The sequence below is a fragment of the Enterobacter cloacae complex sp. P6RS genome, from assembly GCF_014982245.1.
GTDB classification, from domain to species: domain Bacteria; phylum Pseudomonadota; class Gammaproteobacteria; order Enterobacterales; family Enterobacteriaceae; genus Enterobacter; species Enterobacter bugandensis.
This window is the reverse complement of record NZ_JADCLB010000018.1, coordinates 1-14,389: the sequence shown is the minus strand read 5'-3', so window position 1 is coordinate 14,389 and position 14,389 is coordinate 1. Positions and strand designations below refer to the sequence as shown.

Sequence of the window (14,389 nt, the reverse complement as noted above, 5' to 3'; positions counted from 1 at the left end):
ACACTGTTTAGTAAATTAAACAAAAATCATGAACACAACACCTGAACTTCATTGTGATGTACTGATCATCGGCAGCGGCGCTGCCGGTCTCTCTCTGGCGCTGCGTCTGGCTGAACATCAGAACGTTATCGTTCTGAGCAAAGGCCCGATAAGTGAAGGCTCCACATTTTATGCTCAGGGCGGCATTGCCGCAGTATTTGACGAGACCGACAGCATTGCGTCACATGTGGAAGATACGCTGATTGCCGGGGCCGGGATCGTGGATGCGCACGCGGCAGAGTTTGTCGCCAGCAATGCCCGCCATTGTGTTCAGTGGCTTATCGATCAGGGTGTTTTATTCGATACTCAGGTTCAGCCCAACGGTGAAGAGAGCTACCACTTAACGCGTGAAGGCGGCCATAGCCACCGCCGCATCCTGCACGCCGCGGATGCTACCGGAAAAGAAGTGGAAACCACGCTGGTCAGCAAAGCGCTGAACCATCCTAACATCCGGGTCCTTGAGCGGAGCAACGCGGTTGATCTGATCATTTCCGACAAGATAGGCCTGCCCGGTACGCGTCGCGTGGTGGGAGCGTGGGTCTGGAACCGTAATAAAGAGAAGGTGGAAACCTGTCAGGCGAAGGCTGTGGTGTTGGCTACAGGTGGCGCCTCTAAGGTGTATCAGTACACCACTAATCCGGATATCGCTTCCGGGGACGGTATCGCTATGGCCTGGCGCGCCGGCTGCCGCGTGGCGAATCTCGAATTTAATCAGTTTCACCCCACCGCCCTGTTCCACCCTCAGGCGCGAAATTTCCTGCTGACGGAAGCCCTGCGCGGCGAAGGGGCTTATCTAAAACGCCCTGACGGTACCCGCTTTATGCCGGACTTTGACGCCCGCGGTGAACTGGCGCCGCGTGATATTGTTGCCCGCGCCATCGACCACGAAATGAAGCGCCTTGGCGTGGACTGCATGTATCTCGATATCAGCCATAAGCCGGCAGAATTCATTCGCCAGCATTTCCCGATGATTTACGAAAAGCTGCTCAATCTTGGCATTGATTTAACACGCGATCCGGTGCCCATTGTGCCAGCCGCCCACTATACCTGCGGCGGCGTGATGGTTGACGATCACGGACGCACTGATGTAGACGGTCTGTATGCTATTGGTGAGGTCAGCTATACCGGGCTACACGGCGCGAACCGTATGGCGTCTAACTCGCTGCTTGAATGTCTGGTGTACGGCTGGTCAGCGGCGGAGGACATCACGAAGCGCATGCCTTACGCCCGTGAAACAGAGCGTTTACCGGCCTGGGATGAAAGCCGCGTGGAGAACCCGGACGAGCTGGTGGTGATCCAGCACAACTGGCACGAGCTACGGCTGTTTATGTGGGACTACGTTGGGATTGTGCGCACCACGAAACGTCTGGAACGCGCGTTGCGCCGCATTACGATGCTGCAGCAGGAAATTGATGAATATTATGCCCATTTCCGCGTCTCCAATAATCTGCTGGAGCTGCGCAATCTGGTGCAGGTTGCCGAGCTGATTGTTCGCTGCGCGATGTTGCGTAAAGAGAGCCGGGGTTTGCACTACACACTCGACTACCCGGATCGGCTTGCTGAGTCCGGCCCGTCGATACTTGCCCCGCAGGTTTACATAAACAAATAAAACGCCTGGGTCAGAGCCGTGTAATCTTCGGAATAACGCTGGTCTGGCCCACGGATCACCATACGGTCATTAAAACACTCACCCTCTTTTGGCGAAAGCGCCAGCAGCACGCGGTGCGGCAATCGGCTTTCCGTATCTGAGATGTCAGTTCGCAAACGTAACGTCCAGCCGATCTCCTGCGCGGTAGCGATAAACGTGTTGCCCGTACTTTCTGGCAGCACCACGCAGAAAAAGCCCTCTTCTGAGATAAGTTCAGCCGCGTTGACGAGCAGCGCTTTGTGATCGAGTGAACCGGTATAGCGCGCCTGTTCACGCTCCGGTGTACCGCACTCCACGCCGGGCTCGTAGTAAGGGGGGTTGCTGACGATCAGATCGTAACGCGCCGTCTGCTCTGGCGCCCAGGCCAGCACGTCCGCGCACGTAACGGTTATCCGGTCAGCCCAGGGGGACTCGGCCGCGTTTTCACCCGCCTGCCCTGCGGCCTGCGCATCCAGCTCAACGGCATCAATAGTGACATGCTCTTCAGTACGCTGCGCCAGCATCAAGGCCACCAGCCCGCTGCCGGTACCGATATCAAGAATACGCTTAACACCTGCGACAGGTGCCCATGCTCCCAGTAAAATGCCGTCTGTACCGACTTTCATGGCACAGCGATCGTGAGCGACAAAGAATTGTTTAAACGTAAAACCATCGCGGCGCAGCTGCGCTTTGAGTTGAGACATGTCAGGGCAACCTTCTAAGTGAAACTGGAGTAGCATAGGGGAAAGCGAAGTGGCCGCAAAGCGATATCCATACAAACAGATGAAGATTACAGCCGTAACGTCTATAATCAGCGCCCCACACAGAGGTAGAACATGACTGTAACGACTTTTTCCGAACTTGAACTCGATGAAAGCCTGCTCAATGCTCTTGAGAGCAAAGGCTTTACACGCCCGACCGCCATTCAGGCAGCGGCCATTCCGCCTGCGCTTGAGGGCCGCGATGTGCTCGGTTCTGCGCCAACCGGCACGGGGAAGACAGCAGCCTATTTGCTGCCTGTGTTGCAGCACCTGCTCGACTTTCCACGTAAAAAATCTGGCCCGCCGCGTATTTTGATCCTGACGCCTACGCGCGAGCTGGCCATGCAGGTTGCCGATCACGCGCGTGAACTCGCAGCGAATACGCATCTGGATATCGCCACCATCACCGGCGGCGTTGCGTATATGAACCACGCCGAAGTGTTCAGCGAAAACCAGGACATCGTCGTCGCGACGACGGGCCGCCTGCTGCAGTATATTAAAGAAGAAAACTTCGACTGCCGCGCGGTAGAAACGCTGATCCTCGACGAAGCGGACCGCATGCTGGACATGGGCTTTGCGCAGGATATCGAGCATATTGCAGGTGAAACGCGCTGGCGTAACCAGACGATGCTGTTCTCTGCCACCCTTGAAGGGGATGCGATTAAAGACTTCGCAGAGCGTCTGCTGGAAGATCCGGTGGAAGTCTCTGCGACGCCATCTACGCGAGAGCGTAAAAAGATCCACCAGTGGTATTACCGTGCGGACAACCTTGAGCATAAGGTTGAGCTGCTCAAGCACCTGCTGAAGCAGGAAGACGCCACCCGCACTATCGTGTTTGTGCGTAAGCGCGAGCGCGTGCACGAGCTGGCTGAAATGCTGCGCAACGCCGGGATCAACAACTGCTATCTTGAAGGTGAGATGGCGCAGATCAAGCGTACCGAAGGCATTAAGCGCCTGACCGATGGCCGCGTTAACGTGCTGGTCGCAACAGACGTTGCCGCCCGCGGGATCGACATCCCTGACGTGAGCCACGTCATTAACTTCGATATGCCGCGCAGCGGAGATACCTACCTGCACCGCATTGGCCGTACCGGTCGCGCGGGTCGCAAAGGGATTGCAATTTCACTGGTTGAAGCGCATGACTACCTGCTGCTGCAGAAAATTGGCCGCTATGTTGACGAGCCGCTGAAAGCGCGCGTTATTGATGGCTTGCGCCCAACCACACGTGCGCCGAGTGAAAAAATGACGGGTAAACCGTCCAAGAAAGCGCTCGCGAAACGTGCTGAGAGAAAAGAGAAAGAAAAAGAGAAGCCGCGCGTGAAGCAGCGCCACCGCGATACCAAAAACATTGGTAAGCGTCGTAAGCCAAGCTCTGCTGCACCAGAGACAAAAACGGAAGAGTAAAAAAAAGCCGGGGTAATTCCCGGCTTTTTTGTTCCCCTCCGTGGCTGAAGCCTTACAGGCTTTCAGTAAACGTACGGGCGATAACGTCGCGCTGCTGTTCTGGAGTCAGTGAGTTAAAGCGAACCGCATAACCAGACACGCGGATGGTCAGCTGTGGGTATTTTTCCGGGTGCTCAACGGCATCCATCAGCGTTTCGCGGCGCAGCACGTTAACGTTCAGGTGCTGACCCCCTTCAACGCGCACTTCCGGCTGCACTTCCATTGGGATTTCACGGTATTCGATTTCGCCCAGTTTATTCACCGGTACGATTTCATCTTCAGCAAAACCCGCTTTCGCGACCACACAGCGCGCTTCATTTTTCTCGCTGTCCAGCAGCCAGAAAGAGTTGAGCAGATCGTCATTTGCCGCTTTGGTAATCTGGATACCTGTAATCATGTGTTGCCTCCCTTAGGCTACATTAACTGATGCTGGCCTTACGCGGCCAATTGGTAAAACCATTGTTTCTTGTGTGTATATATATCATTCACACCACGGTGATTTATTGATTTAAATCAACAAAAACACCAACCACATAAAGAGTGTGGTTTGAATTTATTGTTTTAGATCAATTTAATACCGCCACCAACTCAACTTAACCTGCATCATTTCAAAATAAATTTAACGACTTAGCACGCATTTCAGCGCGTAATTTTGCTCACAAGCGTTAAACAGGTAAGCTAGTGACAGATTGAGATTCGCAGGAGAGCGACATGACGACACCTTTAACCTGGCATGACGTGCTGGCAGAAGAAAAGCAGCAGCCTTATTTTATCAATACGCTCAGTACCGTTGCCGCTGAGCGTCAGTCCGGGCAAACGATTTATCCGCCGCAAAAAGATGTATTCAACGCGTTTCGCTATACCGAGTTGAGCGATGTGAAAGTCGTCATTCTGGGCCAGGATCCCTATCACGGCCCTGGGCAGGCGCACGGGCTGGCATTTTCCGTACGCCCAGGCGTGGCGATCCCCCCTTCTCTGCTCAACATGTATAAAGAGCTTGAGGGAACCGTGCCCGGGTTTACCCGCCCCAACCACGGTTATCTGGAAAGCTGGGCGCGCCAGGGCGTGCTGTTATTGAACACGGTGCTCACCGTACGGGCGGGCCAGGCGCACTCGCACGCCAGCCTTGGGTGGGAAACCTTTACCGATAAAGTTATCAGCCTTATCAACGAGCATCGTGAAGGGGTCGTGTTTTTACTCTGGGGTTCTCACGCGCAGAAGAAAGGGGCAATTATCGATCGTCAGCGTCATCACGTGTTGAAGGCACCGCACCCGTCACCGCTGTCTGCCCATCGCGGTTTCTTTGGCAGTAATCATTTTGTTCTGGCAAATGAATGGCTGGAAAAACGTGGCGAAACGCCAATTGACTGGATGCCTGTGTTACCGGCAGAGAGCGAGTAGGGTTTGAATGTGCCGGGTCAGGCCCGGCACATAAGAGGCTTATGCCTTATTCTGACGCCACCACTCGGCCAGCAGCACGCCGGTCGCAACGGATACGTTCAGACTTTCCACATTGCCCGTCCCGTCGATAGAGACGCTCAGATCCGAACTGGAGAGCGCCGCATCAGACAGACCATCGCGTTCCTGACCCAACACCAGCACCATCTTGCGCGGCAGCGTCGCTTTAAACAGCGGCGTACCGGCATGGCTGGATGTGGTCACGATGGAATAGCCCGCTTTACGGAACTGCTCGAGGGCATCCAGAACGCTGTCGCCGGTGATCGGCTGTACGTGCTCCGCTCCGCCTTCCGCAGTACGGACCGCGGCGCCGGATTCCAGCAGCGCGGCATCCTGCAGCAGCACGCCCTTCACGCCAAAATGCGCGCAGCTGCGCATCATTGCGCCCAGGTTATGCGGGTTGCCCACGTCTTCCAGCGCCAGCACGCAGTCATCGGCATCCGCCTGGCTGACCCACTGCTGAACGGTCGTACCGTTACGTTTTTTGATCAGGAAGCAGACGCCGCCGTGGTGTTCGGTACCGGATGCTTTGGTCAGTTCGGCATCATCCACCACGTGGTAGGCTTTGCGGTTCGCCGCCATCCAGCGCAGCGCTTCTTTAAAGCGCGGGGTTACGCTCTGGATAAACCAGGCGCGGACGATACACTCAGGACGGCTCTGGAACAGCGCCTGGCAGGCGTTCTCACCATACACGCGGGTCTCTTCCGCGCGCTGACGACGCAGCACTTCCGGGTCGATAAAGCTTTTACCGCTGATACCGCCGTGATCGGCTTTTTCCGGCGTCTCATCGCCTGGGGCGCGAGAAACGGTGCGCCACGGAGAGGCGTTATCACGTGAGAAGTCATCACGCGGACGGTCATCGCGCTTGCGATCGTCACGCTTGCGGTCATCACGTTTGCGGTCATCACCGCGGTTATTTCTGTCATCGCGGGCGGGGCGACGGCCACCGTCTGCACGAGAGGACGCTGGACGCCCGCCACCTTTTCCGGTACGCGGATTTTGGGTGCGTTTATCAGAGTCATCATCACTGCGGACATACATCACTTTGACCTTGCCGCTTTTGTTTTTCATTTCGTCGTTCATGCTTTTCTCCACCAGCGCTGCGCGAAGCGCGCAGATTACCCGATGTGCCAGCGCATAGCCATAATTTCGTACAAAAGCCTGTGACTATTGTTCCCATTGAATAAAACACATTGTCGTTTCATACAGGCTCACTGATAATATGTAACATATCAGAAACATTATCGGCGTTCTGCCGCTGTCCCACGGCTCTATCAGAGGTTAGTTATGAATACCGTATGTGCCAACTGTCAGGCTTTAAACCGCATTCCGGACGATCGGATGGATGACGGTGCGAAATGCGGACGTTGTGGCCATGAATTGTTTGATGGCGATGTCATTAACGCGACGGGTGCTACGCTGGACAAACTCCTCAAGGACGATCTCCCGGTGGTGGTCGATTTCTGGGCGCCATGGTGCGGTCCGTGCCGCAGCTTCGCGCCAATCTTCGAAGATGTGGCCGAAGAGCGCAGCGGAAAAATGCGGTTCGTTAAGGTTAATACCGAGGCCGAACGCGAGTTAAGCGCACGTTTTCGTATTCGCAGTATCCCGACCATCATGATTTTCAAAAATGGTGAAGTGATCGATATGCTCAACGGTGCGGTTCCAAAAGCACCTTTTGATAGCTGGTTAAACGAATCGCTGTAACATTCCCGGGGCACACCTTGTGCCCCGTTCCCGCCTCTGCGAAAATAGGGTTTTTCCTCCATTTCGCCCATGACTGATAACGCTGTCCTTAAATTACGCGCCGAACGCCTTGCGCGCGCGACTCGCCCCTTTCTTGCACGTGGCAATCGCATACGTCGCTGTCAGCGCTGCCTGCTGCCGCTGAAGGTGTGTCTGTGCGAGACGCTGGCCCCAAGTACTGCGGAGAGCCGCTTTTGTCTGGTCATGTTCGATACCGAACCGATGAAGCCCAGTAATACGGGGCGTCTTATTGCCGATATTCTGCCGGATACCGCCGCGTTTCAGTGGTCGCGCACTGAGCCACCTCAGGCTCTGCTCGACCTGGTGGCAAGCCCGGACTACCAGCCGATGGTGGTTTTCCCGGCATCTTATGCGGGAGAACAGCGTCAGGTCCTTACCGCGCCGCCATCAGGGAAACCACCGCTGTTTATTATGCTGGACGGTACCTGGACCGAAGCGCGGAAAATGTTTCGCAAAAGCCCTTACCTCGACGCTCTGCCGGTTATTTCTGTCGATCTTTCCCGCGTCTCGGCCTACCGCCTGCGCGAAGCGCATGCTGACGGGCAATACTGCACTGCCGAAGTAGCCATTGCGCTACTGGATTTAGCAGGAGATACCGCTGCAGCTGGCGCCCTGGGCAACCATTTCTCATGCTTCCGGGAGCGCTATCTGGCGGGAAAAACCGTTCATAAGGGCAGCATCACAGCAACGGAGACAGAAAGCGTTTAAAATCATCAGGTCGCTTGCATTCACAGGAGGCCTGCATGAGCCAGAGAGGGTTAGAAGCGCTACTCCGTCCTAAATCCATTGCCGTCATCGGCGCATCAATGAAACCGGATCGTGCAGGCTATCTGATGATGCGCAACCTTCTGGCCGGAGGATTTAACGGTCCCGTTATGCCCGTCACGCCGTCTTATAAGGCCGTTCAGGGCGTGCTTGCCTGGCCGGACGTGGAGAGCCTGCCTTTCGTACCGGATCTCGCCGTTCTGTGTACAAACGCCAAACGCAATCCGGAACTGCTGGAGTCACTCGGCAAGAAAGGGTGTAAAACCTGCATTATTCTCTCGTCTCCGCCTGAACAGCAGCCCGAACTGCTGGCCTGCGCCAGCCGCTATCAGATGCGCATTCTCGGGCCGAACAGCCTGGGTCTGCTCGCGCCCTGGCAGGGGCTGAACGCCAGCTTCTCCCCGGTGCCGATCCGTAAAGGCAAGCTGGCGTTTATCTCGCAGTCGGCTGCGGTCTCAAACACCATCCTTGACTGGGCGCAGCAGCGTGAAATGGGATTCTCCTACTTCATTGCTCTGGGCGACAGCCTGGATATTGACGTTGACGAACTGCTGGATTTCCTGGCGCGAGACAGCAAAACCAGCGCAATCCTTCTTTATCTTGAGCACCTGAGCGACGCCCGTCGTTTTGTTTCCGCTTCGCGTAGCGCATCGCGCAATAAACCGATCCTCGTTATCAAAAGCGGTCGCAGCCCTGCGGCGCAGCGTCTGCTGCAGTCTCATTCCGGTATGGATCCGGCCTGGGATGCAGCCATTCAGCGCGCGGGGTTGCTGCGGGTGCAGGATACACACGAGCTTTTTTCCGCCGTTGAGACGTTGAGCCACATGCGTCCGCTGCGCGGCGAGAAGTTAATGATTGTCAGCAATGGCGCGGCCCCTGCCGCGCTGGCGCTGGATGAGCTTTGGCTGCGTAACGGCAAGCTGGCCACGCTGGGTGAAGAGACGCTGCAACGCCTCAGAGAGGCGCTTCCGGCAAGCGTGACGCCCGGCAATCCGCTTGATTTGCGCGATGATGCCAGCAGCGATCGCTATATCAGAGCAATCTCCATTTTGCTGGACAGCCAGGATTTCGATGCGCTGATGATTATCCACTCCCCCAGCGCGGCCGCGCCGGGCAGTGAAAGCGCGCGGGCGCTGATTGAGGCGGTACGAAATCATCCGCGAGGCAAATATGTCACCCTGCTGACCAACTGGTGCGGTGAGTTTTCCTCTCAGGAGGCGCGACGCTTGTTCAGTGAAGCCGGACTGCCAACCTACCGCACGCCGGAAGGCACCATCACGGCATTTATGCATATGGTGGAATATCGCCGCAACCAGAAACAGCTGCGTGAGACACCGGCTTTGCCCGGAAACCTGACGGCGAACACCGTCGACGTTCATCGGCTGTTACAGCAGGCCATTGAAGAAGGCGCGACCTCGCTTGATACGCATGAAGTGCAGCCCATACTGGGCAGCTACGGGATGCAAACTCTGCCAACCTGGATCGCCAGCGACAGCGCTGAGGCCGTACATATAGCCGAACAGATTGGCTACCCGGTCGCCCTTAAGCTTCGTTCCCCCGATATCCCGCATAAGTCGGACGTTCAGGGGGTCATGTTGTACCTGCGTACGGCAACGGAGGTGCAGCAGGCAGCCGATGCCATTTTCGATCGCGTCAAAATGGCCTGGCCGCAGGCTCGGATCCACGGACTGCTGGTGCAAAGCATGGCTAACCGCGCGGGCGCCCAGGAACTGCGGGTGGTGGTTGAACACGATCCTGTCTTCGGCCCGCTCATTATGCTGGGGGAAGGCGGCGTTGAGTGGCGTCCAGAGGAACAGGCCGCGGTGGCGCTACCGCCGCTGAACATGAATCTGGCGCGCTATCTGATCATTCAGGCGATTAAAAGCAAAAAGATCCGGGGCCGCAGCGCCCTGCGTCCGCTCGATATTGCCGGGTTGAGTCAGTTCCTGGTGCAGGTGTCTAACCTGGTTGTAGATTGTGCGGAGATCCAGCGGCTGGATATCCATCCGCTGCTCGCCTCCGGCACTGAGTTTACGGCGCTGGACGTAACGCTGGATATCGCGCCATTTGAAGGGGACAGAGAGAGCCGCCTGGCGATCCGTCCGTATCCTCTGCAGCTGGAGGAGTGGGTCGAGATGAAGAATGGGGAACGCGCCCTGTTCCGCCCTATTCTGCCGGAAGATGAACCGCAGCTGCGTACCTTTATTTCTCAGGTTACGAAAGAAGATCTCTATTACCGCTACTTTAGCGAAATCAACGAATTTACCCACGATGATTTAGCCAATATGACCCAGATCGACTACGATCGAGAGATGGCGTTTGTCGCCGTTCGACGTTCCGAACGGGGCGATGAGATCCTCGGCGTGACGCGCGCAATTTCTGACCCGGATAACATTGACGCGGAATTTGCTGTGCTGGTGCGCTCCGATCTTAAAGGCCTGGGTCTGGGCAGACGACTGCTGGAAAAACTCATCAGTTATACGCGAGATCACGGATTGTTACGCCTGAATGGCATTACTATGCCGAACAATCGCGGTATGGTGACCCTGGCGCGAAAACTCGGATTTGAGGTTGATATTCAGTTGGACGAAGGTATTGTCGCCTTATCCCTCGGCCTGACACCAGCAGACAAACCCGAGTAAGCTACTGGAAATGTTACCCACTTTGGACGGGACTGGTGGTATCATTGTCCGCTTATGTTGTTTGCATGGTACAGACAACCCTTCAATGAACAGAGAAGAAACGCACTGTGATGTTGTCAAAATTTAAGCGTAATAAACATCAACAACACCTTGCTCAACTACCGAAGATTTCTCAGTCAGTTGATGATGTAGAGTTCTTTTACGCTCCCGCTCATTTTCGGGAGACGCTTCTGGAAAAGATTGCCAGTGCCACGCGACGCATTTGCATTGTGGCCCTGTATCTTGAACAAGATGAAGGCGGGCGCGCGATCCTGAACGCGCTCTATGAAGCCAAGCGTCAGCGTCCGGAACTGGATGTTCGCGTGCTGGTTGACTGGCATCGCGCCCAGCGAGGCCGTATTGGCGCGGCCGCTTCAAACACCAATGCAGACTGGTATTGCCGCACGGCGCAGGAAAATCCTGGCGTCGATGTACCTGTTTATGGCGTCCCGGTGAATACCCGAGAAGCGCTCGGCGTCCTTCATTTTAAAGGATTCATCATCGATGACAGCGTGCTTTACAGCGGCGCAAGCCTCAATGATGTTTACCTTCATCAGCTCGATAAATATCGCTACGACCGCTACCATCTGATCCGTAATCCTCAGATGGCCGATATCATGTTTAACTGGGTTGATAAAAACCTGGTGCATGGCCGTGGCGTTAATCGCCTTGACGATCCCGAGCGCCCTAAGAGCCCGGAAATCAAAAACGATGTTCGCGCCTTCCGCCAGGAGCTGCGCGATGCTGTTTACCATTTTCAGGGCGACGCTAACAACGAAGAGTTATCCGTTACCCCACTGGTTGGGCTTGGCAAATCAAGCCTGCTGAATAAAACGATCTTCCATCTGATGCCGTGCGCGGAGCAAAAGCTCACCATCTGCACGCCGTACTTTAACCTTCCTGCCGTACTGGTGCGTAATATCATTCAGCTGCTGCGCGATGGTAAAAAAGTGGAAATTATCGTCGGGGATAAAACGGCGAACGACTTCTTCATACCTGAAGATCAGCCGTTCAAAATCATCGGTGCGCTGCCTTATCTTTATGAAATTAACCTGCGCCGCTTCCTGAGCCGTTTACAGTATTACGTAAATACTGACCAGCTGGTTGTGCGTCTGTGGAAAGATGAAGACAACAGTTACCATCTGAAAGGTATGTGGGTCGACGATGAGTGGATGCTGCTGACCGGTAACAACCTGAACCCGCGCGCGTGGAGACTGGATCTGGAAAACGCGATCCTGATCCATGACCCGCAGCATGAGTTAGCCGCACAGCGTGAGCGTGAACTGGAGTTGATTCGCACGCACACCACGGTGGTTAATCATTACCGCGAGCTGCAGAGCATTGCCGATTATCCGGTGAAAGTTCGCAAGCTGATTCGCCGCTTGCGTCGTATCCGTATTGACCGACTTATCAGCCGAATTCTGTAATGTCCAGGCCCTGTTACCCGCAGGGCTTTTTTATGGAGCCCGTTGATGCGTATTCCTCTGTTACTGAGCGTTTTCTTTCTGACTGGCTGCAGTCATATGGCCAATGATAGCTGGTCCGGTCAGGACAAAGCACAACACTTCCTCGCTTCCGCTATGCTGTCTGCAGCCGGTAATGAGTACGCGCAGCATCAGGGATACAGCCGGGACCGTAGCGCGGCGATAGGGTTGATGTTCTCAGTGGGCCTTGGGGCATCAAAAGAACTATGGGATAGCCGCCCCGCAGGGAGCGGCTGGAGCTGGAAAGATTTCGCCTGGGATGTCGCCGGCGCAACGACCGGCTACGCCGTCTGGCAGATGGCACATTATTAAAGGCGGATACCTTTTCCTTTGCGATGCAGCATCAGCGAGACAATAAACGCCAGCGCTCCCATTACGGTGACATACCAGAAGAAGGTCGTTTCACTGCCCCACGACTTAAGCGATAGCGCGACATACTCTGCCGAACCGCCAAACAGAGCATTCGCGACCGCATAAGAGAGGCCAACACCCAGTGCCCTCACCTGTGCGGGAAACATTTCCGCTTTCAAAATGCCGCTGATTGCCGTGTAAAAACTGATAATAATGAGTGCCACCATGATCAGCGCGAAAGCGGCATACGGCGACGTTGTCTGCTGTAGCGCAGTCAAAAGCGGAACGGTACCCAGGGTGAGCATGCCGCCAAAGATCAGCATGGAGGTGCGGCGACCTATTTTGTCCGACAGCGCGCCGACAATCGGCTGGATAAGCATAAAGACGAGTAACGCCACCGTCATGACGACGCTCGCAACGTTTGCATGCATGCCCGTGGTGTTAACCAGATATTTTTGCATGTAGGTGGTAAAGGTATAGAAACTTAGCGAGCCCGCGGCGGTAAAACCTAACACCATCAAAAATGCTTTGCGGTTTCGCCAGAGCCCCTTCATCGAGCCCGCCTCTTTCAGCGCCCTGACCTCCTGTTGAGAGGTTTCATCAAGCTGACGGCGTAGCCACAGGGCGACAACCGCCAGGGCAGCACCCATAGCAAACGGGATGCGCCAGCCCCAGGCGTGCAGATCTTCATCGCTAAGGATTTGTTGCAGGATCACCACAACCAGTAACGCCAGCAGCTGTCCGCCAATGAGGGTCACATACTGGAATGATGCATAGAAACCTTTTCGGCCTTCAACCGCCACTTCGCTCATGTATGTCGCACTGGTGCCGTATTCCCCACCGACCGACAGCCCCTGGAACAGACGTGCCAGCAGCAGCAACGCGGGTGCCCATGTTCCGATAGTGTCATATCCGGGCAGGCAGGCAATCACCAGCGAGCCGACACACATCATGCATACGGAGATGAGCATGGAGGTCTTGCGCCCTTTTCTGTCTGCGATCCTGCCGAACAGCCATCCACCGATCGGGCGCATCAGGAACCCGGCGGCAAAAACGCCTGCGGTTTGCAGAAGCTGAGTGGTGGTATTCCCGGACGGGAAAAAGATATGCGCAAAGTAGAGTGAACAGAATGAATAGACGTAAAAGTCAAACCACTCTACGAGGTTCCCCGAGGAGGCCCCAACGATTGCCCAAACCCGACGACGGGTATCCTTACCTGCCAAATTGGTGTTATCCGTATCTGCACTGGCTACGGTTTCTGTCATTTTAAAATCCTCTGTCTCACATTGCGGGCCATTGCCCACAAACAGTAAAACCGGATTTAAAACGAATCGTTAGGTAAATAAAATGTTTCAAATATGTTTCATTACGTTTTGTGAACTCGATCAGGTATCGAATTATTAGCGGACGTAGTAATTATCCCCACTTCTGCTGATGCGCCTTTTTTCGCTGCAAATAATCTTCATCTGCACGAATTTTATCCCACCACTTTTTGAAGACCGCGGCGGCTTCGGCTTTTACGGGATCGCAATCCAGCGGTTTGACCTGGCGCTTCTCATCGTACTTTTTACCGCCTTTATGATTGGCGTATCGCCTGGCGCGCGTATAGCCCATCTGAATGAATTTACGCGCCATATCCATACCCACAAAGTCGTTTTGCTGACGATATTCTTCAAACAGGGCGTAAATTTCTTTTGCCGATCGCGCTGCAACCTCAGCATCTTTGTATCGCCAGTGCGGAAGGATCTCGCTTTTGTAAGGTTCCACCATGAGCACACCCTGCTCTCCCCGCCCCACCTGATACAGCTCTGCATGGTCACGGAAATTAATGTTGGCAAAATCTTGTTGGTAATCAAAGGGACGTGTCAAAGCGGCACCATTGTTAAAATCGTTTTAACAATTGTAGGCACGGTCAGGCGGTGCCGCCACCCGGTATTTCCGGCGCACAAAGCAAAAAACCCCGCACCTTACGGTACGGGGTTCTTCTTGATTAATGCCTGGCAGTTCCCTACT

Annotated in this window: 13 protein-coding genes; 8 read left to right on the top strand and 5 right to left on the bottom strand. The window is 55.0% G+C overall.

What is annotated here, in order from left to right; genetic code table 11:
• Positions 1-28: 28 nt before the first annotated feature.
• Positions 29-1,648: an L-aspartate oxidase gene (gene nadB, locus INF73_RS11510; RefSeq protein ID WP_059358607.1), complete on the top strand. Its 1,620-nt coding sequence runs from the start codon at positions 29-31 to the stop codon at positions 1,646-1,648.
• Here nadB and INF73_RS11505 read toward each other — a convergent pair.
• Complete coding sequence (locus INF73_RS11505) at positions 1,633-2,370, bottom strand: tRNA1(Val) (adenine(37)-N6)-methyltransferase (protein ID WP_193540790.1); 738 nt, start codon at positions 2,368-2,370, stop codon at positions 1,633-1,635. The two genes, nadB and INF73_RS11505, sit on opposite strands and share 16 nt — an antisense overlap.
• 132 nt (positions 2,371-2,502) lie before the next feature.
• Between INF73_RS11505 and srmB the strand changes: the two genes are divergently transcribed.
• On the top strand, positions 2,503-3,831 hold the full coding sequence (srmB, locus tag INF73_RS11500) for an ATP-dependent RNA helicase SrmB (RefSeq protein ID WP_193540792.1): 1,329 nt from the start codon (positions 2,503-2,505) through the stop codon (positions 3,829-3,831).
• Between the two features lie 52 nt (positions 3,832-3,883).
• On the opposite strand, the gene grcA is transcribed toward srmB, so the two are convergent.
• Positions 3,884-4,267, bottom strand: coding sequence for an autonomous glycyl radical cofactor GrcA (gene grcA / locus INF73_RS11495; RefSeq protein WP_006176733.1), 384 nt, complete (start codon positions 4,265-4,267; stop codon positions 3,884-3,886).
• A 314-nt stretch (positions 4,268-4,581) separates the two neighbouring features.
• Between grcA and ung the strand changes: the two genes are divergently transcribed.
• The gene (gene ung, locus INF73_RS11490; protein ID WP_023333064.1) at positions 4,582-5,271 is read left to right on the top strand and encodes a uracil-DNA glycosylase; all 690 of its coding nucleotides are present in this window, start codon (positions 4,582-4,584) and stop codon (positions 5,269-5,271) included.
• 39 nt (positions 5,272-5,310) lie between these two features.
• Here ung and INF73_RS11485 read toward each other — a convergent pair whose 3' ends face one another.
• Positions 5,311-6,411, bottom strand: a complete 1,101-nt coding sequence (locus INF73_RS11485; RefSeq protein WP_193540794.1) for a tRNA/rRNA methyltransferase — start codon at positions 6,409-6,411, stop codon at positions 5,311-5,313.
• A gap of 204 nt (positions 6,412-6,615) precedes the next feature.
• Here INF73_RS11485 and trxC point away from each other — a divergent pair, with 204 nt between their 5' ends.
• The 5 genes from trxC (at position 6,616) to INF73_RS11460 (ending at position 12,337) form a co-directional block, all read left to right on the top strand.
• Complete coding sequence (trxC, locus tag INF73_RS11480; protein WP_028014108.1) at positions 6,616-7,035, top strand: thioredoxin TrxC; 420 nt, start codon at positions 6,616-6,618, stop codon at positions 7,033-7,035.
• A 69-nt stretch (positions 7,036-7,104) separates the two neighbouring features.
• A complete protein-coding gene (gene tapT / locus INF73_RS11475; protein ID WP_045260163.1) occupies positions 7,105-7,803 on the top strand; it encodes a tRNA-uridine aminocarboxypropyltransferase in 699 nt (232 codons plus the stop codon).
• A gap of 35 nt (positions 7,804-7,838) precedes the next feature.
• Positions 7,839-10,502, top strand: coding sequence for a protein lysine acetyltransferase (gene pat / locus INF73_RS11470; protein WP_193540796.1), 2,664 nt, complete (start codon positions 7,839-7,841; stop codon positions 10,500-10,502).
• 110 nt (positions 10,503-10,612) lie between these two features.
• Positions 10,613-11,968 (top strand): CDP-diacylglycerol--serine O-phosphatidyltransferase, encoded by a 1,356-nt coding sequence (gene pssA / locus INF73_RS11465; RefSeq protein ID WP_023331103.1) that lies wholly within the window; start codon positions 10,613-10,615, stop codon positions 11,966-11,968.
• A 45-nt stretch (positions 11,969-12,013) separates the two neighbouring features.
• Positions 12,014-12,337 (top strand): YfiM family lipoprotein, encoded by a 324-nt coding sequence (locus INF73_RS11460; protein ID WP_048957750.1) that lies wholly within the window; start codon positions 12,014-12,016, stop codon positions 12,335-12,337.
• Here INF73_RS11460 and INF73_RS11455 read toward each other — a convergent pair.
• Entirely contained in the window at positions 12,334-13,641 is a 1,308-nt protein-coding gene (locus tag INF73_RS11455) for an MFS transporter (RefSeq protein WP_041908648.1), read from the bottom strand. The two genes, INF73_RS11460 and INF73_RS11455, sit on opposite strands and share 4 nt — an antisense overlap.
• A 151-nt stretch (positions 13,642-13,792) precedes the next feature.
• Complete coding sequence (locus INF73_RS11450; protein ID WP_047368114.1) at positions 13,793-14,245, bottom strand: DUF4385 domain-containing protein; 453 nt, start codon at positions 14,243-14,245, stop codon at positions 13,793-13,795.
• Between the last annotated feature and the right edge of the window lie 144 nt (positions 14,246-14,389).

What these genes read in the sequence shown, in the direction of transcription:
- nadB (WP_059358607.1), top strand. Translation starts at nt 29, where the DNA reads ATGAACACAACACCTGAACTTCATTGTGATGTACTGATCATCGGCAGC.
- INF73_RS11505 (WP_193540790.1), bottom strand. Translation starts at nt 2,370, where the DNA reads ATGTCTCAACTCAAAGCGCAGCTGCGCCGCGATGGTTTTACGTTTAAA.
- srmB (WP_193540792.1), top strand. Translation starts at nt 2,503, where the DNA reads ATGACTGTAACGACTTTTTCCGAACTTGAACTCGATGAAAGCCTGCTC.
- grcA (WP_006176733.1), bottom strand. Translation starts at nt 4,267, where the DNA reads ATGATTACAGGTATCCAGATTACCAAAGCGGCAAATGACGATCTGCTC.
- ung (WP_023333064.1), top strand. Translation starts at nt 4,582, where the DNA reads ATGACGACACCTTTAACCTGGCATGACGTGCTGGCAGAAGAAAAGCAG.
- INF73_RS11485 (WP_193540794.1), bottom strand. Translation starts at nt 6,411, where the DNA reads ATGAACGACGAAATGAAAAACAAAAGCGGCAAGGTCAAAGTGATGTAT.
- trxC (WP_028014108.1), top strand. Translation starts at nt 6,616, where the DNA reads ATGAATACCGTATGTGCCAACTGTCAGGCTTTAAACCGCATTCCGGAC.
- tapT (WP_045260163.1), top strand. Translation starts at nt 7,105, where the DNA reads ATGACTGATAACGCTGTCCTTAAATTACGCGCCGAACGCCTTGCGCGC.
- pat (WP_193540796.1), top strand. Translation starts at nt 7,839, where the DNA reads ATGAGCCAGAGAGGGTTAGAAGCGCTACTCCGTCCTAAATCCATTGCC.
- pssA (WP_023331103.1), top strand. Translation starts at nt 10,613, where the DNA reads ATGTTGTCAAAATTTAAGCGTAATAAACATCAACAACACCTTGCTCAA.
- INF73_RS11460 (WP_048957750.1), top strand. Translation starts at nt 12,014, where the DNA reads ATGCGTATTCCTCTGTTACTGAGCGTTTTCTTTCTGACTGGCTGCAGT.
- INF73_RS11455 (WP_041908648.1), bottom strand. Translation starts at nt 13,641, where the DNA reads ATGACAGAAACCGTAGCCAGTGCAGATACGGATAACACCAATTTGGCA.